This window comes from Ulvibacterium sp., from assembly GCF_965228935.1.
Classification (GTDB): domain Bacteria; phylum Bacteroidota; class Bacteroidia; order Flavobacteriales; family Flavobacteriaceae; genus Ulvibacterium.
In genome coordinates, this window is the sequence record NZ_OZ245846.1 from 4,445,885 (window position 1) to 4,467,413 (window position 21,529).

21 protein-coding genes are annotated in these 21,529 nt (G+C 40.0%); 8 read left to right on the plus strand and 13 right to left on the minus strand.

Features of this window, described 5'->3' with window-relative positions:
* Window positions 1-22 precede the first annotated feature (22 nt).
* A complete protein-coding gene (locus tag ACO06Y_RS18735; RefSeq protein ID WP_422080558.1) occupies window positions 23-994 on the minus strand; it encodes a phosphoribosylaminoimidazolesuccinocarboxamide synthase in 972 nt (323 codons plus the stop codon).
* Window positions 995-1,001: 7 nt separating this feature from the next.
* A complete protein-coding gene (locus tag ACO06Y_RS18740; protein ID WP_422080559.1) occupies window positions 1,002-1,955 on the minus strand; it encodes a PhoH family protein in 954 nt (317 codons plus the stop codon).
* Window positions 1,956-2,087: 132 nt separating this feature from the next.
* On the opposite strand from ACO06Y_RS18740, the gene ACO06Y_RS18745 reads away from it, so the two are divergent.
* The 6 genes from ACO06Y_RS18745 (at window position 2,088) to ACO06Y_RS18770 (ending at window position 8,267) form a co-directional block, all read left to right on the plus strand.
* On the plus strand, window positions 2,088-2,918 hold the full coding sequence (locus tag ACO06Y_RS18745) for an SAM hydrolase/SAM-dependent halogenase family protein (RefSeq protein ID WP_422080560.1): 831 nt from the start codon (window positions 2,088-2,090) through the stop codon (window positions 2,916-2,918).
* Window positions 2,919-3,215 carry a putative quinol monooxygenase gene (locus tag ACO06Y_RS18750; RefSeq protein WP_422080561.1) on the plus strand — a complete coding sequence of 99 codons (297 nt, stop codon included), beginning with the start codon at window positions 2,919-2,921 and terminating at the stop codon, window positions 3,213-3,215.
* Window positions 3,216-3,219: 4 nt separating this feature from the next.
* Complete coding sequence (gene gldF, locus ACO06Y_RS18755; protein WP_422080562.1) at window positions 3,220-3,951, plus strand: gliding motility-associated ABC transporter permease subunit GldF; 732 nt, start codon at window positions 3,220-3,222, stop codon at window positions 3,949-3,951.
* On the plus strand, window positions 3,951-5,615 hold the full coding sequence (gene gldG, locus ACO06Y_RS18760; protein WP_422080563.1) for a gliding motility-associated ABC transporter substrate-binding protein GldG: 1,665 nt from the start codon (window positions 3,951-3,953) through the stop codon (window positions 5,613-5,615). The genes gldF and gldG overlap by 1 nt, the downstream gene beginning before the upstream one ends.
* Before the next feature lie 150 nt (window positions 5,616-5,765).
* Complete coding sequence (gene dnaN, locus ACO06Y_RS18765) at window positions 5,766-6,884, plus strand: DNA polymerase III subunit beta (RefSeq protein ID WP_422080564.1); 1,119 nt, start codon at window positions 5,766-5,768, stop codon at window positions 6,882-6,884.
* Window positions 6,885-7,226: 342 nt separating this feature from the next.
* Complete coding sequence (locus ACO06Y_RS18770) at window positions 7,227-8,267, plus strand: glycosyltransferase (protein WP_422080565.1); 1,041 nt, start codon at window positions 7,227-7,229, stop codon at window positions 8,265-8,267.
* Window positions 8,268-8,567: 300 nt separating this feature from the next.
* On the opposite strand, the gene ACO06Y_RS18775 is transcribed toward ACO06Y_RS18770, so the two are convergent.
* Window positions 8,568-8,933: a DUF4870 domain-containing protein gene (locus tag ACO06Y_RS18775; RefSeq protein WP_422080566.1), complete on the minus strand. Its 366-nt coding sequence runs from the start codon at window positions 8,931-8,933 to the stop codon at window positions 8,568-8,570.
* A 159-nt stretch (window positions 8,934-9,092) separates the two neighbouring features.
* On the opposite strand from ACO06Y_RS18775, the gene mnmE reads away from it, so the two are divergent.
* On the plus strand, window positions 9,093-10,481 hold the full coding sequence (gene mnmE / locus ACO06Y_RS18780) for a tRNA uridine-5-carboxymethylaminomethyl(34) synthesis GTPase MnmE (RefSeq protein ID WP_422080567.1): 1,389 nt from the start codon (window positions 9,093-9,095) through the stop codon (window positions 10,479-10,481).
* A 226-nt stretch (window positions 10,482-10,707) separates the two neighbouring features.
* On the opposite strand, the gene ACO06Y_RS18785 is transcribed toward mnmE, so the two are convergent.
* The 10 genes from ACO06Y_RS18785 to ACO06Y_RS18830 form a co-directional block, all read right to left on the minus strand.
* Complete coding sequence (locus ACO06Y_RS18785; protein WP_422080568.1) at window positions 10,708-11,154, minus strand: MaoC family dehydratase; 447 nt, start codon at window positions 11,152-11,154, stop codon at window positions 10,708-10,710.
* Between the two features lie 16 nt (window positions 11,155-11,170).
* Window positions 11,171-11,935 (minus strand): SDR family NAD(P)-dependent oxidoreductase, encoded by a 765-nt coding sequence (locus tag ACO06Y_RS18790; RefSeq protein ID WP_422084196.1) that lies wholly within the window; start codon window positions 11,933-11,935, stop codon window positions 11,171-11,173.
* A gap of 134 nt (window positions 11,936-12,069) precedes the next feature.
* Entirely contained in the window at window positions 12,070-13,086 is a 1,017-nt protein-coding gene (locus tag ACO06Y_RS18795) for a zinc-dependent alcohol dehydrogenase (protein WP_422080569.1), read from the minus strand.
* A 14-nt stretch (window positions 13,087-13,100) separates the two neighbouring features.
* Window positions 13,101-14,171: a Gfo/Idh/MocA family protein gene (locus ACO06Y_RS18800; protein WP_422080570.1), complete on the minus strand. Its 1,071-nt coding sequence runs from the start codon at window positions 14,169-14,171 to the stop codon at window positions 13,101-13,103.
* Entirely contained in the window at window positions 14,162-15,412 is a 1,251-nt protein-coding gene (locus tag ACO06Y_RS18805; RefSeq protein WP_422080571.1) for an extracellular solute-binding protein, read from the minus strand. The genes ACO06Y_RS18800 and ACO06Y_RS18805 overlap by 10 nt, the downstream gene beginning before the upstream one ends.
* Window positions 15,409-16,554, minus strand: a complete 1,146-nt coding sequence (locus ACO06Y_RS18810; RefSeq protein WP_422080572.1) for a CaiB/BaiF CoA transferase family protein — start codon at window positions 16,552-16,554, stop codon at window positions 15,409-15,411. The genes ACO06Y_RS18805 and ACO06Y_RS18810 overlap by 4 nt, the downstream gene beginning before the upstream one ends.
* A 147-nt stretch (window positions 16,555-16,701) precedes the next feature.
* Window positions 16,702-17,205 (minus strand): MaoC family dehydratase, encoded by a 504-nt coding sequence (locus ACO06Y_RS18815; protein ID WP_422080573.1) that lies wholly within the window; start codon window positions 17,203-17,205, stop codon window positions 16,702-16,704.
* Window positions 17,206-17,218: 13 nt separating this feature from the next.
* Window positions 17,219-18,361, minus strand: a complete 1,143-nt coding sequence (locus ACO06Y_RS18820; RefSeq protein ID WP_422080574.1) for a CaiB/BaiF CoA transferase family protein — start codon at window positions 18,359-18,361, stop codon at window positions 17,219-17,221.
* A 4-nt stretch (window positions 18,362-18,365) separates the two neighbouring features.
* Complete coding sequence (locus tag ACO06Y_RS18825; protein ID WP_422080575.1) at window positions 18,366-19,520, minus strand: ABC transporter substrate-binding protein; 1,155 nt, start codon at window positions 19,518-19,520, stop codon at window positions 18,366-18,368.
* A gap of 17 nt (window positions 19,521-19,537) precedes the next feature.
* Window positions 19,538-20,608, minus strand: coding sequence for an L-rhamnose/proton symporter RhaT (locus ACO06Y_RS18830; RefSeq protein ID WP_422080576.1), 1,071 nt, complete (start codon window positions 20,606-20,608; stop codon window positions 19,538-19,540).
* Window positions 20,609-20,712: 104 nt separating this feature from the next.
* Between ACO06Y_RS18830 and ACO06Y_RS18835 the strand changes: the two genes are divergently transcribed.
* Window positions 20,713-21,492, plus strand: coding sequence for an IclR family transcriptional regulator (locus tag ACO06Y_RS18835; protein WP_422080577.1), 780 nt, complete (start codon window positions 20,713-20,715; stop codon window positions 21,490-21,492).
* The last annotated feature ends 37 nt before the right edge of the window (window positions 21,493-21,529 follow it).

Genomic DNA, 21,529 nt, shown 5'->3' on the forward strand with positions numbered 1-21,529 from the left:
AAAGTGTATTATTTAATTAATGCTAAAGATTCCAATTGTTTTCAGCACGTTTTAAACAAGAAAGCACATTACTCCGAATACGCTCTTGAATATTCCCTATATCGGCTTTGACAAAAGTTTCCCCGGTAATATTTTCATACAATTCTATATATCGCTCGGATACTGTCTGGATATATTCATCCGTCATTTCCGGGACGGTCTGTCCTTCCAATCCCTGAAAACCGTTCTGTATGAGCCATTGCCTAACAAATTCCTTGGACAGTTGTTTTTGGGGCTCTTCCCTATCCTGCCGTTCATGATATCCTTCGGCGTAAAAATAGCGGGAAGAATCCGGAGTGTGGATTTCATCGATCAAGACTATTTTGCCCTCCTTGGTCTTTCCAAATTCATATTTGGTATCTACCAATAAAAGCCCTCTATCGGCTGCAATCTCCGTACCTCGCTGGAACAATGCCCTGGTATATTTTTCAAGAACCTCATAATCCGTTTCACTAACAATCCCCCTTTTTAGGATATCCTCACGGGAGATGTCCTCATCATGATTTCCTTTTTCGGCTTTGGTAGCCGGAGTGATGATAGGTTGGGGAAACTTATCATTTTCTTTCATGCCTTCGGGCATGGGCACCCCACAGAGGACTCGCTTTCCTTTCTTGTATTCCCTAGCTGCATGACCGGAAAGATAGCCCCTAATTACCATTTCCACCTTAAAGGGTTCACAGGCATGGCCTATGGCCACATTGGGGTCGGGAGTGGCCAATAACCAATTTGGTACGATATCCCCGGTGGCCTCCATCATTTTGGTCGCTATCTGATTCAGGATTTGGCCCTTATAGGGAATCCCTTTGGGCATTACAACATCAAAGGCGGAAAGCCGATCTGTGGCTACCATGACCAATACACCTCCTTCCAGCGCATAAACCTCGCGGACCTTGCCTTTATAGACACTTTGTTGGCCTGGAAAATTGAAATTGGTGGTCGTAATCGTATTGCCCATATTCCGGTTAATTTTGATGTTCTATATTCTTATAGGCCTCTATAACTTTTTTGACCAGTTTATGTCGTATAACGTCCTTATCATCCAGATAGATCATTTCTATCCCATTCACATCCTTAAGAATAAGGAGGGCTTCCTTTAAACCGGAAATCACCCTTCGGGGCAAATCTATCTGACCGGGATCGCCCGTAATCAAAAACTTGGCGCTTTTGCCCATTCGGGTCAGGAACATTTTCATCTGGGCATGTGTAGTATTCTGGGCTTCATCGAGAATTACGAATGCATGGTCCAGGGTACGGCCCCGCATAAAGGCCATAGGCGCAATCTGTATGGTACCGTTCTCGAGGTAATGGGCCAGTTTTTCGGAGGGAATCATATCCCGAAGCGCATCATATAAGGGCTGCATATAGGGATCTAGCTTTTCCTTGAGATCCCCAGGTAAAAAGCCCAAGTTTTCACCAGCCTCCACGGCAGGCCTAGTCAATATAATGCGCTTTACCTGTTTTTCCTTTAAAGCTTTTACGGCCAGGGCCACTCCGGTATAGGTCTTTCCTGTCCCGGCCGGACCTATGGCAAAGACCATATCGTTTGCATTTACCGCATCAACCAATTTTCGTTGATTTGCGGTCTGGGCCTTAATGAGTCTCCCGCTTACACCGTGCACCAGTACATCGCCACTTTTATCGGAGGATCTGTAATCTTCCTCGGTGGTACTTGTAAGTACCCTTTCGATTACGTTCTCGTCCAATTTGTTGTATTTGGCAAAATGTGCGGCCAGCATATCAAAACGACGATCAAATTCCTCAAGTCGCTCTTCGTCCCCGTAAACCTTGATCTTATTGCCCCTGGCCACAATTTTTAGCTGGGGGAAATACTTTTTTAAAATGTCAATATTCTCATTTTGCCGTCCAAAAAACTCTCTGGGGCTGATTTCGGTAAGTTCTAAGATAAGTTCGTTCAAAAATTAGTGGTGTTTAAAGAATTAAGGGTTGGAAAATTATAGTTTCGTTAGGCTGTTTTTTTGTTTAATTTTGTCCAACAAACTTAAGTAAAATTTCAGTTTGCCTAACCAAAAACATATCAACATTGCTGCATGGCAATCATTACCCTTACTACAGATTTTGGACTAAAAGACCATTTTTCCGGTATACTGAAGGGTGCGATCTACAAGGAACTGCCCGATGCCACAATTGTTGATATTTCGCACCAAATAAGCCCTTTCAATATTCACGAATGTGCCTATATCCTGGAGAATTCCTATAAGAATTTTCCGGAAGGAAGCATACACATTGTTGGGGTCGACGCAGAACCTACCCAAGAAAACGAACATATTGCGGTCTTGGTGGACGGTCACTATTTCGTTACCGCGAATACCGGGGTCATCGGTCTTATCACTTCCGAGTTGAAACCTGAAAAAGCGGTAGAGATACATCTCCCGAACACAACTTCAGGTCCTTTCCCTACCCGGGATGTTTTGGTCCAGGTGGCTTGCCATATCGCACGTGGGGGGACTTTGGAAGTAGTGGGCAAACCATTTAACAGGCTCAAGGAGTTACGGGATTTTTCGCCTAGGACAAGTGAAGATAGCAAAAGAATAACGGGTAGTGTCATTTATATCGATAATTATGGGAACGTGGTTACGAACATCCACAAAAAGTTTTTTCTGGGGTATAGAAAGGGAAGGGATTTTGAAATTCAGGCCAGAACCACGAAGCTGAAGGATATCCATGATAATTACAGCGACATTATAAATTTTGATCTGGATAAAAACCGGCGCAAAGGCGCTGGGGATTTGTTGGCCATCTTCAATTCTTCGGGCTATATTGAACTGGCCATTTATAAAAGTAACCTAAGTACGGTAGGTGGAGCCTCTACCCTCTTGGGGTTGGACTATAGGGATACCATAACCATTAATTTTCTCTAAATGTTGGTACGTATCGTAAAATTGACTTTCAAAAAGGAAAATATTACTAGTTTTGAGCGGATTTTTGCTGAAACCCAACAAAAAATACTGGGTTTTGGAGGTTGTGCTTTGTTGGAACTTTATCAAGATATAAATAATCCCGCCATTTTTTTCACCTATAGTCATTGGGAAAGTACCAAGTTCCTGGATGACTACCGGCAATCCGATCTTTTTAGGGAAACCTGGAGCAAGACCAAAGTCCTTTTTGATGCAAAACCGGAAGCTTGGAGTATATCCAAAAAAAATAGGGTAGACTAGACTTATGTTGGCAATCTTTAAAAGAGAAATACAATCCTTCTTTACCTCGCCCATAGGCTATCTGGTCATTGGATTATTCTTTTTGCTCAATGGTCTTTTCCTATGGGTCTTCAAAGGCCCTTTCAACATCTTTGATTATGGGTTTGCGGATTTGGGAAACTTTTTTCTTTTGGCGCCCTGGATATTTTTGTTCTTGATTCCCGCCCTTACCATGAGAAGTTTTTCCGAAGAAAAGAAATTGGGGATTTTGGAACTACAGCTGATCAAGCCCATAACCCTAGGGCAACTGGTCATGGGAAAGTTTTTGGGAACCTTTGTTTTGGTACTGGCCACTTTATTGCCTACCCTTCTTTATGCACGTACAGTTTCGCAATTGGGGGTTACCATCGGGAATCTGGATATGGGATTGGTCTATGGATCCTATATAGGGCTTTTGTTCCTGGCAGCAGCATACAATGCCATTGGCCTTTTCACTTCGGTCCTGACCGAGAATCAGATTATGGCCTTTATCCTCTCCACTGTATTGTGCTTCTTCATGTATTATGGTTTTGAAGCCTTGGCCACCATTATTCCTGATGGCAAATTTGGACTATTTATTAGGGAATTGGGTATGAAAGCCCATTTTGAGAGTGTGGCCAGGGGGGTCTTGGATAGTAGGGACTTCATGTATTTCATAAGTGTTACGGGATTCTTTTTACTATGGGTGGTAGTTCAACTTAAGTACGGAAAGCGATAATGAGGAAGGGCACTACATCCATTATAAAAGGCCTTATCTTAGTTGTAGCCCTTAACATTATTTCCGGCTTTTTCTATATCCGTTGGGATCTAACGGAGGATGGAAGATATACCCTATCCGAGCCCTCTATGAATGCCGTAAGTGGTTTTGAAAGCCCTGTAATCGTAGATATTCTTTTAGAGGGAAACCTTTCCCCAGAGCTTTTAAGGCTACGGACCGAAACAAAATCCGTATTGGAGGAATTTGCTGAAGTAAACTCCAACTTAAAATTTAATTTTGTAGATCCCTTGGAGGGGGAAGCGCAAATTGATGGCGTTATTACCGACCTTCAATCCCTTGGGCTAACCCCTACCCGGGTCACCACGGAGGACAATACATCCATTTCCCAGGACATCGTTTTTCCCTGGGCCATGGTGAATTATAGAAATGCCACGGTAAAGGTACCCCTGCTCAAAAATAAGCTGGGGGCCACTACCCAAGATCGCATCAATAATTCGGTACAACATCTGGAATATGCCTTTGCCGATGCCTTTACCAAGATAGCGCTCAAGGAGAAGAAGCGAATTGCCGTCATTAAAGGAAACGGGGAACTTGAGGATATTTTTATGGCGGATTTCCTATCTACCATCCGCGACTACTATAATTTAGGGGCCATTACGCTGGACTCGGTCGCCCCCAATCCCCAAAAGACACTGGATGACCTCAAACAATATGATCTTGCCCTGATCGCCAAACCTACGGAAGCGTTTTCCGACGAAGAAAAATACGTCCTGGACCAATTTATTGTAAATGGTGGAAAATCGGTTTGGTTGATCGACCAAGTGGCCATGGAACTGGACAGTCTTTTCAATGAAAGAGGTACAGCCATGGCTTTACCCCGGGATTTAAACCTCAACGACTTCTTCTTTAGCTATGGCGTTCGTATGAACCCTGTTTTAATCAATGATCTGTATTTTACCCAAATTGTTCTGGCCAGTGGGGAAGGCAATAATTCCCAATATAATCCGGTACCCTGGTACTATAACCCCATGGTATTTTCCCAAAACGACCATCCGATAACCCATAATTTGGAAGCCTTGCGATTTCAATTCGCAAGCACCATGGACACCCTGAGCAACCCCAATACAAAAACCATACTTTACCGTAGCTCGCCCCTTTCCAAAGTGGAAGGTACCCCCAAGCAAATCAACCTGGATGTTTTGAACACCCCTCCGGATAAAGATTTGTATACTGACGGGAATAAGGCATTGGCCGTTTTAATCGAAGGGAAGTTTACATCAGCCTTTGCCCATCGTATAAAACCGGTAAAACTTGAGGGAACCTTGGAACAGGGAAATGAAAACAAAATGTTGGTCATCGCCGATGGCGATCTTATAAAAAACCAGTTGCGAAATGGAAGGCCCCTTGAATTGGGTTATGACAAATGGACCAATAATTTTTACGGCAACAAGGAATTTTTGGTGAACGCGTTCAATTACCTACTGGATGATACCGGACTTATAAACATCCGTACCAAAAAAGTGGTCATTCCTTTTCTGGATACCCAGAAAATAGCGGAGGAAAAAATGAAATGGCAGTTAATGAATATCGGGGTTCCCATACTGCTTACCTTAATTTTTGGCCTGGTTTTCAATTACTGGAGGAAACGAAAATACGCCTCCTAGATGTTAATAAGTTTGTTTCGGTAAAAAATACATTTAAAATATCTTTGTTTGATTGCCATTGGTCGATGGGTACCCCATTCAAATGCGGTTGGGAAGAATTTTCTTGATGTACATCATTAAACCCATGGTCTAAAAGTAAAAAAGCAGCGAATGAAATTTATAGTATCCAGCACTTATTTGTTAAAACACCTACAGGTGTTGGGTGGAGTGATCAATAACAGCAACACCCTACCCATATTGGATAATTTTCTTTTTGATCTACAACAAAATGAACTAAGTGTCTCCGCCTCGGATCTGGAGACCACTATGAGCTCCAAATTACAGGTAGATTCCGAAAATGAGGGTACTATAGCCGTCCCGGCACGATTATTATTGGAAACACTAAAGACTTTTCCAGAACAGCCGTTGACCTTTGTCGTAGAGGATAACAATACCGTAGAGATCAGTTCCAATCATGGTAAATACGCCTTGGCCTACGCGGATGGAGCAGAGTTTCCGAAGTCGGTGGAACTGGCAAACCCAAGCTCCACGGTGGTCATGGGCGACATTTTGGCGACAGCGATTTCAAAGACCATATTTGCTGCCGGAAATGATGATTTGCGACCTGTGATGAGCGGGGTATTTTTTCAGTTTTCATCGGAGAACCTCACTTTTGTGGCTACTGATGCCCACAAATTGGTAAAGTACCAACGTTCCGATGTGTCCGCATCCCAAGTTGCGGAATTCATTATGCCTAAAAAACCCTTAAACCTCTTAAAGGGAATTTTGGCGGGAAGCGAATCCGAAGTAACTATTGAATATAATGATAGTAATGCCAAATTCAGTTTTGAGGATACGGAACTCATATGTAGGTTAATCGATGGCAAGTATCCAAATTACGAGGCCGTAATACCCAAGGAAAATCCCAATAAATTGACCATCTCCAGAAATCAATTTTTGAGTTCCGTCCGTAGGGTCTCCATATTTTCAAACAAAACGACACACCAGATACGTTTAAAGATCGCCGGGGCCGAATTGAACATATCCGCCGAGGATATTGACTACAGTAACAAGGCCGAGGAACGGCTTACCTGTTCCTATCAGGGCGATGACATGCAAATAGGATTTAACTCCCGCTTTCTAACGGAAATGTTGAACAGCCTCGGTTCGGATGACGTTTCTCTGGAAATGAGCCTACCCAATCGCGCTGGAATCCTTACGCCGGTAGACGGTCTGGACGAAGGAGAAAATATTACCATGTTGGTAATGCCCGTGATGTTGAACAATTGAAAATTAGATTTTCAGCTTCCAATTCTTAAAGGACGAGGATAGATTGCCTACTTGGCTGTAATGCTCAAGTTGATTTCACTTTATCGAAATATCCAACTTTACATCGACATTGTACAGGGTTTTTAAACAGCCTATTGTAAAATTACACAATCCCCACGTATTTTTTGATGAAACCCCTCTTAACATCAAAAACGGGAGTTCCAAATTATGGGACTTCTGCTCTATTTATTATTTGAAATATTTCCATTCTTCCCAACATTACGGTCAAACAGGAATGTTACTATTGCCTCATTTCCAAACCGAAAAATTTAGGGTTTAAGGGAATTTATAATAATTAAAATTGTGGCAGTAAATCTAAGTATTATTATTCCAGTATACAATTCGGAAAAATATATTGAATGCTGTATTGAAAGCCTTCTTGACCAAGATATTCCCAAGAACACCTATGAAATCATCATTGTGGATGATGGCTCAAAGGATTCCAGTGGCGAAATAGCAGATAATTATTGCCGGAAAAACTCTTGCGTCCATGTAGTACATCAGAAAAATAAAGGTGTCGGTGCTGCACGTAATACTGGTATGAATTTGGCAAAAGGCAAGTATATTTATTTTATAGACCCAGATGATTATTTGGCAAGAAACGTTTTGGGAACATTACTTAAATATGCCACAGTCTACAATCTTGATGTTCTCGGGTTCAAAGCTATAAACACTACAAATCGTTATCTTTCAGATTCATCAACGAACAATCTCCAAGAAAATGAATTATCTGTCATGGACGGGGTTGCCTATATTGCCGAGAACCAATATAGAAATCAAGTTTGGTGGTATTTTATTAAAAGAAGTTTTTTACTGGAATCCAAAATTCGATTTATTGAAGGTCGATGGATGGAAGATGTCATTTTCACAGCAACACTGCTTTTGCGGACCAAGAGGGTTTCCTTTTTGGATTTTGATATACATAGGTATGTCATCGTTGAAAATTCTGCCATGACCAGCAAAGACCCTGTCCACTGTACAAATCTAATTTATGATCTTGCCAATGCAGCCAGGGAATATGCGAAACTAATAAATAGTTTGTCTACTTCTCATGCCAGCCATGAAAAGTGCCTCAAAAGGCTTCGAACTAAACAACAATCCCTGGTTTTTGCCCTGTTGATCAGAGCTATAAAATCTAAGCTCACTTTTTCGGAACTTAAAGAATTATTGCTCCAGATGAAAAAGATCGGGGCGTATCCCTTAAACTCTTTAATAGGAGAAGATTACCATAGTTTAATGTTCAGGGTTTTGACGGTAGTTTTCAACCACGGAATTTTACTTTATCCCGGATTCAAAACTTACCGATTTGCAAAAAAAGTCTTACAAATACTTCCAAGGACATAGAATAAGCTTTGGCCCGGGAAGATAATTTGGGCCTTAACTAGCATATCGTTGAATCTGATGTTTTTCTGGGTACGGGTTACCAAAAACCTATTGAAGGGGATAAAAAGCAAACAGACGTTATCAGGATCTTTAATCCCAAGAATATTAGATTTCACACAGGCAGGATTGGAAATCAAACGGCTTGGAAACTTGCTCCGATATATGCCCCTCTTAATTATGAGTATCGGTCACAAGTATCCACAATTGGTCTAGAAACCCCTAAAACTCGTTTCCTGCTAATTGATGGTGCATATTTGTACTTTATGAAAAGAAGCGAATAGTCATGAAATAACTAGGAGATTCCCCGTTGCTAGCCCTTATGGCATTGACTATGGGAAGTACAAAGCTCACTATTCCAACGAAGATGAGTGATAGAATTCCCAATCCGAACAATAGAATAGCCGGAATACTAAGGACTATCCAAAGAATTATGCTCAATTGAAAATTGATGATGGCTTTTCCATGCTCATCCATTCCAATGACCTTGTCCTTTGAAGTCAACCAAATGAAGAGCGGTACGATCAGTCCGCCAAAACCGGTTACATAAGTGAGCAACTGTGATAAATGCGTGATAGCCAATAAAGAGTTATCGCTCCGCAAGGCCGCTTTTTGATTTACTATTTCCATTTTTTCGATTTTTTTGATTGATGTACCTATGTGACGCAAAAAATGCATTTTCGTTACAAGATTGAAACCACTTTGGTCCACGGATCGGACAAGTTCCCACTTATTCTGATTTCCACTTCCCCTACTCCATTTTGACTATTTTTGCAAGAAATTCAACTGATGTCACATAATGACACCATAATAGCCTTGGCAACCCCCTCCGGGGCCGGGGCCATTGCGATAATCCGTATTTCGGGGCCGACATCCATTGTCCTATCTTCCAAACACTTTCGCTCCGTTTCAGGGAAAGACCTGGCCGGGCAGAAAAGTCATACCATCCATTTGGGACATATCATGGATGGGGAAAGGGTTTTGGATGAAGTCTTGGTATCCGTATTTAAAAATCCAAATTCCTATACCGGAGAGGATGTAATCGAGATTTCGTGTCACGGCTCACCGTATATCCAACAGGAAATCATTCAATTGTTCATTAGAAAAGGTTGCCGAATGGCACTGGCCGGGGAATTTACGTTACGTGCTTTTTTGAACGGAAAAATGGACCTTAGCCAAGCCGAGGCCGTTGCCGATCTTATTTCCTCCGAGAACGAGGCCAGTCATCAAATCGCCATACAACAGATGCGCGGCGGCTTTAGCAATGAAATCAAAAAATTGCGCGAGGAGTTATTGAACTTCGCCTCCCTCATAGAACTGGAATTGGACTTTTCCGAGGAAGATGTGGAATTTGCCAATAGAAATCAATTTAAGGATCTACTAAGCAGGATTCAACAGGTCTTAAAACGTTTGATCGATTCGTTTGCCGTGGGCAATGTCCTTAAAAATGGGATTCCAGTAGCTATCGTAGGTGAACCGAATGTGGGTAAATCCACCCTCTTGAATGCATTGTTAAACGAAGAAAGGGCACTGGTATCGGAGATTCCCGGTACTACCCGGGATACCGTTGAGGACGAAATCAGTATAGGTGGAATCGGCTTCCGTTTTATCGATACGGCTGGGATACGGCAGACCCAGGATGTGGTGGAAGGTATGGGCATTCAGCGGACATTTGAAAAGATAAATACGGCCCAGGTTATCCTGTACCTTATCTCTGCCGTTGAATTCGAGGAACAGGGAACAAGTTTCAAGTTGCAAATTGAAAAATTGCGGAACAAGTATTCCAGTACACCCTTGGTCTTGGTAGCCAATAAAGAGGATTTACTGGATGCGGAAGATAGTGCACAGATTAAAAAAGAGATTGGTGATGTACTTCTGCTATCCGCAAAAAATGGTGTTGGCGTTGAGGCATTAAGATCCAAACTCTTGGAATTTGTAAATACCGGGGCGTTGCGCAACAACGAGACCCTAGTAACCAACTCCCGTCATTACGACGCTCTTTTGAAGGCCTTGGAAGAAGTGGAAAAAGTACAACAAGGAATGGAAAATGGAATTTCGGGGGATCTGCTCGCTATTGATATCCGTCAGGCCCTATACCACTTTGGAGAGATTACCGGTGAGATTTCCTCGGATGATCTATTAGGGAACATTTTTGCTAATTTTTGCATCGGGAAATGAATTCAACATACTTATTATCAGTTAGTTAATAAATTAACCATATATTAACATTACTCTCAAACATAAAAGGTTTTACCATTCTGTCAGCTATTGCCGGAATTTTTGATACGACCGTTGTTTTTGAAATTGCCCATATCCGTGAAATATCTCTAACATGCCAATTATTCACCACTAAGTTCAAGATTGATTGGCCGACATCTATAGTATTTCTTATGATTAATTGAAGTTATAAGGCTTTTTTCTTAGCCAATAAAATATGGTCACAAACTAAAACCAACTCATCATGTTGGTTAAATATTTCAACATGTTCATTTACATGTCCTAATTCTGGTCTTTTAGATTCTTTTTTTTCACTGATCGTTACCACCACGCGGATAGTATCCCCAATATAAACAGGTTTCACAAAACGAAGGCGGTCATAGCCTTTAGAAAAAGCTTCTGGATTTATTTCGGTAGCTGTCATTCCTATACCAACTGCAAATGTTAACGTACCGTGTGCAATGCGTTGTTTAAAAGGTTGTGTTTTACACCATTCTGCATCCATATGATGCGGAAAGTAATCTCCTGTATGCCCTGCGTGCATCACAAAATCGGTTTCCGTAATTGTTCTGCCTAAGGTTTCGCGTTTGCTGCCCAATTTATAATCTTCATAAAATCTTGATTTAATGTGCATTGTATTCTTTTTTTAATTATCTACCCATCCAACCACCATCGACAAGAACTATGGAACCATTCATATACTCAGAGGCATCTGAAGCTAAAAAGACTGTTGGCCCTGCAAAATCTTCGGGCTTGCCCCATCTGCCGGCTGGTATTCTTGATAATATCGATTCTGCTCTCACAGGGTCATTTCTTAGGGCCTCGGTGTTATCGGTTGCAATATAGCCCGGCGCAATAGCATTTACATTTACACCTTTTCCCGCCCACTCGTTTGAAAAGGCCATGGTCATTTGTCCGATAGCGCCTTTACTTGCGGAATAGCCAGGAACAGTAATCCCTCCTTGGAACGTTAACAATGATGCTGTGAAAACAATTTTTCCAGATTCCCTTTTTACCATTTCCTTACCTATCTCCCTGGTTAAGATGAACTGCGCGTTTTGGTTTACCTCGATTACCTTGTCCCACATGTCATCTGGATGCTCAACCGCCGGTGCCCTTAAAATAGTGCCTGCGTTGTTTACCAAAATATCAATCTGTGGATGGTCTTCCTTTACAGCCTTGATGAATTTGTACAATGATTTTCTATCGGAAAAATCACATTGGTAAGCAAAAAAGTTTTTATCCAACGCCTGTACTTTTCTTTCAACATCACTACCGCTTAACTCCAGTGATGCCGAAACGCCAATAATATTAGCTCCGGCTTCTGCCAAACCTATAGCCATAGCCTTACCTATACCCCTTTTACAACCCGTTACCAAAGCAGTTTTTCCTTCTAAACTGAATGTTTTTAAAATACTCATTTTTGTAATTTGATTTTGGTGATCAGTTACTGGTTTTTGGCTTAGCCCTGTCTTAATACGATTGGTTTTTCTTAGGCAAGGTCAAGTGGTTTACAACTAGCCATCAATAAATAACTGATAATTATTATTTACAATGAACAGTCCATTAGCACCTTCATGCCGTCTGGATTGTTATCTATACTTTCAAATACCTGTTGAATATTACTTAATGGCTGCACATCCGTTATCATATCTTCGAAAGGCAGTCCGTTAGCTGTGATCAATCCAATTGATTTTTCGTAATCTTCTTTTTCGTACACTCGTGCTCCTATCAATTTTAATTCTTTCCAGAAGAATTTAAATAAATCGACCGGCTTTTTTTCTCCATGGATAGCTACCATCAAAATTCGACCTCTAATACCGGCTATTTCGGTCATAATATCCAATGTTGCCTGTACGCCCGCTACTTCAAAAACAACATCGGCTAAACGTCCCGCGGTTTTCTCCCTTACATAATCCACCAAATCAATTTGCATTGGACTTACTGCATCCAATCCCATGGCTTTAGCTTTGGCAATACGTTTTTCATTCACTTCAGAAACAACAACATTAGCCCCAACTTCTTTAGCTACCATAGCCACTAGTAATCCTATAGGCCCACCTCCTAAAACAACGGCGGTTTCTCCGGCCACCAACCCGCTTAAGCGCACATCATGTGTTGCTACGGACAAAGGCTCAATTAGCGCTGCCAATTTTAAATCGGTATTTTCTTTTAACTTATGTAGCGTAAATGCCGGTACGTTCCAGTATTGCTGCATAGATCCTGGAGTATCAATGCCCATGAAGTTCAGTTCCTCACAAATGTGATTGAAGCCTTTATCCGATGGTTTTGCTTTTCTATCGTCCAATGGCCGTACTACAACCTTGTCACCAACAGAAAACCCAGTGACATGGGCGCCTATGGAGTCTATTGTTCCCGACATTTCATGACCGATGGTTTGTGGCATTGCCACGCGTTTGTCCATCATACCATGATAAATATGCACGTCTGTTCCACAAACGCCGGAATAGGCAACCTTTATCCGCACTTCTCCTGGCTGTGGTGCTTCAACTTCTTTTTCGATTACATTAAACGTTTTGTTTCCTTCGTACAAAGTTGCTATCATGATAAATGTGTTTATTAAATGTTATAATTTGGGGCTACGCCTCCTTCATTATTAGATTTATATGCTGCTTCGACTATCGCCATAGAGTGCACAACATCTTCGACACTTGTTGGGAGCACTTCAGAAGAACCTTCAACATATCGCATTAAAGAAGCCATTGTTCCAACAAAAGCATCTGGAAACCAAGAACCCTCTAAATCAACTTCTACCCATTTAAGGTCCTCACCCTCTTTTACAATGCAATATTGAAATAAATCCGGCTTTCCATTCGGGTAATCTAAAAGCAAACCTATCCTCGCTTTTACAGCCCCTTTGGTACCCTCCCATTTCACAAAGCTCTCTTGATTCTTTTCTCCAAAATTATGGTCGTGATTGGTATTGATAATAGCTCGCATGGCGTCATTATAATCCATAATCGTTGTTGTACGTGTTGACGACATTGGCTTCCCCGGGTTTTTCAACGTTTTTGAATACACCTTCCTTGGATTCCCTAAAAATGATCGTATCAAATCAATGTAATGTATACTATGCTGTTGAATTTCCAATCTAGGATGATTAACCACATTCGGGAAGTATTCCCATGGTGTATAAGTGGTTAATCGCACTTCAAAATCATATAGCTCACCGATCAATCCTTTATCGATTAAGTATTTTGCAGCCATAACGTAAGGTGCAAAACGCATTTGGCAATTAATAGCTGCTTTGAGTTTTTTTCTACGACAAACCTCTAAAATTTCTAAAGTTTGCCCATAATAATCGCCCATTGGTTTTTGAATTAATACCGCAGCTTTATCAGGTAATAGTTCTAAGGTTGCCACAAACTGATTTGGCATCAATGTAAGATCAAAAACCACGTTCTCCGGAGCAGCGGCGACCAGGTCTTCCACAGTGTCATAAACATTGGGAATATCGAATGTCACTGCTAAATCTTCTGCGCTTTGTTTGGTTCTATTCGTAATCCCTTCAACTGTAAAACCTGCATTTTTATATGCGGGCAAATGCGCATCCCTTACAATTCCTCCTGCTCCAATAATATAAATTGGGCGTTTCTCTTTAGGTAATTCTGGTTTATAGATTAATTCCAATAGTTTGAACTTTCTATGTTATCAATTTCATTTTGTGCTTCATCTGCTATGATCGTAATATCTTCTGAAGTATTGATCACTTTTAGCACTAATTGGTCTATAACATCTGCAATAACCGACCAATTACTTTTTCTAGGTAATGTGCGTGTATTTTTATGTAGTACCTCTAACTTGTGATAGTAGGGTACTGATTGGTTGACCTCAGCATCAATCCAGGTAGACGCCCTACAACCAATAGCGCCCTCTAAAGTCACCAACTTATCATTTTTAGCATTCACTGCATATCTAATAAAATCGTATGCGATATCCTTTTTAGAACACCCTCCCCCGATAACATACATCCAATACGCATTTAAGGATGTTCCCTCCGCATTGGGCCCTGCCGGTATATTGGCAATATCAACCTTACCCTTTACTTTAGAGTCTTCAATAAACTCACACATCGAAGCAAAACCAAACCAATTTACCATCATAGCCAAATTACCATTGGCAAACGCCATCCCAGATTTTACCGAATCAAAATTGCGAGAATCCGGATGAATGGCATTTGTATTTTTCAACGCTTCCCTGTAAAACGTCATACCTGCTATGGCTTCGTCAGTATTGATTTTTATCTTCCCATTGGTATCAAATAGTTCCCCACCACGTGTCCATAGTTGCAAACAGAAATCAAAAACCGTATTATGTCCGTCTGGATATGCGGCAAAAGTAGTTCCATAAAGATCGTTTTCAGGTCTGTTAAAAAATTCGGCTACTTCTATTAAATCGTCCCAGGTTTTTGGAATTTCCAAAGCTTTACCATACTTGTTTCGAAAGTTTAATTGTTCTTCTTCTGAGTTAAATAAATCTTTTCTATAAATTAAACATTCGGGGCCGTCATGAAAGGGTAATGCAACGGTTTTTCCTTCAAATTCTTGCATAGATAAAAGTGAACGAGACCATCCACTAGGAAAATCTTGTGGAGGATTTTTTTGAATATAGTGTGTTAAGTCTTCTATTGAATTTGTTGCATAGGCTTCGGCAATCCAATCCGTGTTTATTAAGGCAACGTCCCAAAGCCCATTTTTTAATCCTTCTTCCTTTAAAATAGTGTTGTATAAGGGATGCAAATCCAAAGGCACCGCTTCAAATTTTAAGTTGCAACCTGTTTCTTCACAAAATGACGTCCAAATTTTAGCAATTGCAGATTCAAAAGCATCAAATTTACGTACCGCAATTCTAAATGTATTTGTTTTCATCATTCTAAAACTAACTCATTTACAATCGATTGTGTATGCTCTCCTAGATTTGGTGAGCCTAAAGCGGAGGTTAGTAATTCACCATCAATTTTTATAGGGCAACGAGTAGTCTCATATTCAAAACCATCGCCCATTATTACCTTTTGAATCATGTTTAGGGCTTTAAAGCCGTCATGTTCAAAAAGAGTGTCCCAATCCATCACCTCAGCACACCAAATATCTGCCGGTTCTAGTATCGATAACCATTTCTCCGTAGTATCTGTTCTTAAATGATTCGCTAAAATTGTTTTGATTTCATCTCGTTGCGTAAACCAACTAGCTACTTCAGTATAACCCATTAAAGCATTGCAACCCAACAATTCGCCTAAAAATGGAATCTCTCCCATAGCCAGCGCTAAATATCCATTACCAGTTTTATACACCCCGTATGGAGCTCCTAAATAAGCGTGTGCATTGTTACTTGCAGTACGTTCTGTAGGCTGCCCTCCATCATGATAAAAAGTGGTTATCGTTTCAAATTGAAAATCTAAAATAGACTCCAACATACTTACCGAAACTTTTGTTCCTTTACCGGTTTTAGTCTTCTTAACCAAAGCTGCCAAAATACCTTGTGCCAAATGGGAACCCGATAAGATATCAACGATAGCCAAGCCCATGGGTACCGGGCCACTGCCTGCATTACCGCTTAGCCATGCTAAACCGGATAATGATTGCACCAATAGATCTTGTCCAGGCTTTGATTTCCAAGGACCTTCCGTGCCATACCCTGAAATATCCCCATAAACAATTTCAGGATTAACTTTTCGAACCGATTCATAATCGAAGCCTAAACGCTCAATTACACCTGGCCTAAAATTATGAACCATTACATCGGCCCTCTCAACAAGTTTTAAGACACGTTGTTTGTCAGTATCGATTTTCAAATCTGCCTCAAAACTTTCTTTATTTCTGTTTATAGCCCTAAACACTGATGACTCTTCATTTAATATAACATTTGAAACATACAATTGACGACAAATATCACCCGTCTTTGGCCGTTCAACTTTTATTACACGTGCGCCTAAATCTGCCAATCTTAAGGTAGCAGATGGTGCCGATAAAAATTGACTTAAATCTATAATCAATATATCTTTTAATGGTTTCATTATTTATTGATTCATCTCCAATTTTATGAGATTAAAAGTAATAGGGCCTATGTTCGCTTCAACCTAATTTATTTCACGAATAGGTGTGTTGATTTTAATAAACATTCCAAGTTTTAATCTGAACAGATGCGAGCTTGTTTATTAAATTCATTTTTTAAAATTTTCCGAATTTCTATATTTTACGGTCTGCAAATGTTCGCAATAAAGCACCAATTCCCCTGGATGTTTGTATACCTCGTAGCTTACTGTTATCAAGCCCATTTCATCATACTTTGGTGTTTTATTTAAATGAGTACGAATGGTATATATAGTATCGCCTATGTAAACAGGTTTTATAAACCTTAATCTATCATAGCCATAACTAAAAGTATTTACATTATTGTTTGCCATAAGGCCTAAACCCAAACTAAAGACCATAGCACCGGCAACCAGCCGTTTTTCAAAGAGTCCTTCTTCTTTTGCAAAAACTTGGTCCCCTACATAAGGATGCATATCCAGTACCAGGCTATTGAACAGCATCGCTTCTCCTTCCGAAATTGTGCGTTTGATCGAACGGTCTTTTTGTCCGATCTTAAAATCTTCGTACATCCATGTTTCAGTATTATAGACCGGGACGTCTTTGTGTTTCTCTAAAGGTGTATTTTCCGGCATAATATTACTTTTTTCAAATGTTGAATTCCTTGATAATAGCTTCTGTATCCTCACCTACCTTAGGTGCCGGTCTGTTGTCGTATATGCATTCGTCATTCAGTTTTATAGGGCATCGTGTGGTGTGTACTTGTTCTTCTGACTTTAATCGTATTTTTTGATCCATTTTTAACACCTTATAGGCTTCATGTTCCAATAAAGTTTTATAATTGTAAACATCGGAACACCAGATACCTTCAGCTTCTAACATTGTTAACCATTCAGACGTATTTTTCTGAATTAGTAAGAATCTTAAAATATCCATGATTTCGTCGCGTTTGGTAAACCATGAATCCGAATTCGTATAAACACTTAATTCATCACAGTCTAAAACTTCACCTAATTTTAACAATGAACCCATTGCTATGGACATGTAACCGTCTTTAGTCTTATATACTCCATAAGGAGCTGCTAAATAGGCATGTGCCGATCCCTTTTTAGCTCTTTTAGGTAATTGATTTCCATCATTTAAGTACGTGGTTATTACTTCAAACTGAAAATCTATCATAGACTCCAACAAACTAACTTCAACCAAAGAACCTTTGTTGGTTTTGCCTTTTTTAATGATAGCCGCCAAGATTCCGTGAACCAAATGTGACCCTGTAATAAGATCGGCAGTTGCCAATCCCATAGGCACGGGTCCATCCCCTTTATTCCCTGTAAGATTTACTAACCCGGACATGCACTGTACCAATAGGTCCTGCCCCGGTTTTTTAGCCCAGGGGCCTTCGGTACCGTAGCCCGTAATTGTTGCATAAACCAGTTTTGGGTTTATCGCTTGAACCGTCCTATAATCCAACCCTATTTTTTCCATCACTCCTGGGCGGAAATTATGTGTCATAACATCAGCTTTCGCTATCAATTTTTTAACACGATTCAAATCTTCCGCATCTTTCAAATTAGCGGCATAAGATTCTTTATTTCTATTCACTGTATGAAAAACTAAACTACTGCCATTAACAAAAAGGTTTTTAATCGCTATTTGGCGCCCACCTTCTCCATGAATAGGACGCTCAATTTTTATAACTCTTGCGCCTAAATCTGCTAAACGTAATCCTGCGGATGGTCCTGCCATAAATTGGCAAAATTCTAATACCAGTATCCCGTCCAATGGTTTCATTGGTTTATTTGTCTAGTGATTTTATATATAACGTATTGAGTTGAGATAATAATGCTTTTTCATTTCCTCCTTTCATCAGATACTTCCGAATCGGTGCTCCAGCTCTATCTTGAAAATACATATGTCCGTTATAACGAGGGCGTAAAAAAGCCCTGTCCAACCCAGGTAATGTATTTTTAAAGAAATCTGACGTAAGGCTGTTAGTATACTCATCTGTCCATGCTTTTCTATGCCCTGGTTGACCGCCACCATCGAAAAAAACCGTTTTTTGGCAGGCCTCAGACCCCACATATTCCACATATTTCATAACGATATCAATCGCTTTTGTCTGAGCAGAAACTGCTAAACCTGTTCCCCCTAAAGTGGAAACCGCTTTTCCATAACCTTTAATATCTATCATATCATGAAAATGCAATAATTTACGTGCATAGCCCTTTCTACTATAGTTTGTATAACCATATGCCCAAGGACAGTACGCATACTTATCCGTTAATGTCATGGCTTCATAAATCTGTATGGGATTCCAATCGTATATCTGCGGATCCATTTCAACAGCCAATGCTCGTAATAATTGTAGTGCCCTAATGCCTATGGCTTCACTTACCACATGCTCTTTTGTAATACAAACATCCTCGCCCATGGTACTACACATCATGTAAAAGTTCATCAATGTATCTTGTGGAATCCCTGGCATAATAACCAAACCTAGTTTTGCCAAGGTTAATAATTCATCATAGGTTTTAGGTAGTTGTATTCCTTTTTCAGCAAAAATATCCGGCCTGCTAGCCGCTACAGGCGTCGCGGCATCAATGGCCAATGCCCATTGATGACCATTTGAAGAATAGCTTTCATGTGAACGTCCAACAGTATTTTTTGCCAAATCATTCATAAAAGCTTCTGGCAAATACATATCCAATGGAAGAATGACCTCAGTTTTTCCGGCAAAGCCTGCCCAAGGATGGTCTATTATCAATAGGTCGTAACGCTTGGCCAATTCATTAATAGGTTCATCTGCAAATGCCTGTAATGAACGCTTTTCCCAAATAATTTCTATATCTGGATTTAATTCCGAAAAACGTTGCGCTGTAGCCACCATAGAAGTAAATCCTCTACTATGATTCCATGTTATTCCTTTTAGTTGAACTTTTTCCACACTCATTTATAATACGTAATTGTTTAGCGACTTGCTGCTATTTCAGCGCCCTGTTTACTTCCATATGCCATAATTATAAAGGACAACACCAAAACAATAAGTGCTACAACCAGGGTAAAATATGTTTGCTTGGTTACCTGTTTCCACTCTTTCATTACGATTCCGACAATGTAACTAAAGAATATAAGCATTGACATATGCAATACCCAACTTGCAAACTTATATGCTCCCATTTGCACATGACCTATACCATAGAAGAAAAACTGTCCATACCAAAGTGCACCACTTAAAATGGACATACCAAAATTTAGCATGAGGTTTTTTCTTCCGACACCTTTTACATCAATAAGTTCCTGTAATGTGCCCTTCTTTATGCCTACAATTGTAAACCATGTAAAGTTGGTAATAAAAGCACCTCCTGTAGATAATATTAAGTTAGCATTGCCTTCAAAATTTCCTGCCCCATAATTTCCAGCAATTTCGGCAACTGGTGCCCCTACTTCCAATGAAATACCAAACACTGCTGAAAGTGCCCCTGCAATTAGTGTCAAGGTCAACCCTTTTTTCATATTGAAATGTAAAGGCGCCCCATCTTCTGTAGTATTACCTTTTAAATCTCTTTCCTTTCGGTAACCGGCTATTCCACATATAATAATACCCAATAGTGCTATAAACATTCCAAAAAAGATAATATAGCCGCCCGGGGCATAAAATTTTTCGGCAAGCTCTCCATGCATTATTAGTGGAACTATGGTACCTAATATAGCGGAAATACCTATTGAAATGGTATATGTAAGTGAGTAGCCTATATGTTTAATTGCAAAGCCAAAACACATACCTCCAAAGCCATAAATGGCACCTAACAAAGTGGCATTAAACAAAACTTCTGTAGATGCTTCAGAAAAAACACTCCATAAATTAGGTACTGTTAAAAACCCTACTAAAAAAGGAAAAATAAACCAGGCAAATGATGCCTGAACAATCCAATAAGAATCCCAAGACCATTTTTTCACTTTCTGATAAGGAACATAGCAAGTTGAAGCCGCAACACCTCCTACTGCATGAACTATGGTACCCACAATTGGATTTGCCATGATAATTAGGCTTAGTTAATTATTCATATACAAAAATACAATTTATATATAAAAAAAATAAATGCCACAGTAATTTTATACTTTTGGGAGATTAAAATGTTTAAATGTCCAATTTTAATAAAAACAAATACAGTGCACCTGCCCTTGATAAAGGCCTGGATATACTGGAATACCTTTCCAAAATAAATGTTCCCGCTTCTCAATTGGAAATTGCGGAAGGCATTAAAAAAAGCTCTAGCGAAATATATCGTATGCTTGTTAGTCTTGAAGACAGAGGCTATATTATTAGGGATACCGACTCTGGTAGTTACCGACTTTCTTTAAAAATGTATGTACTATCACATAGGCATACACCTTTTGACGAATTGAAGAATATAGCGCGATATCCTATGCAAACCCTTTCTCAAAAGATAAAACAATCATGCCATTTAAGCATCCTATATAACAATCAATTGCTGGTTATTTTTCAGGTACGCAGCCCTAGTGCAGTATCACTTTCTATTCAAGAAGGGACCTATTTTTCACTGTCAATGACTACTTCTGGAAAAGTATTGTTATCGCAGTTACCCAAAAGTAAAAGAAAAGAGGTCTTGGAAAACGATAAGGTTTTTCGAAATTGGTCAAAAACAGAACAAACTGCTTTTGAAAAATCTCTTGAACAGATTAAACAAGACGGATATTCTTATTCTAAAAGTAAATTGACCAGTGGCGTTACTGATGTAGCCGTTCCAATAGGTTCACCCGATGCTGAGCTATATAGTGCCTTGGCGGTTTCAACACTTACCTCAAATCTTCAAGAGGAAATTAATGTCAATGAGATATTAACAAACATAAAAAAAGCACAAAGCTCCATACATATAAGCATGGGACTTGATGCTTCTTAAAACTATTTATTTTTTTCTTATTTGTCAGAGCAGGAGT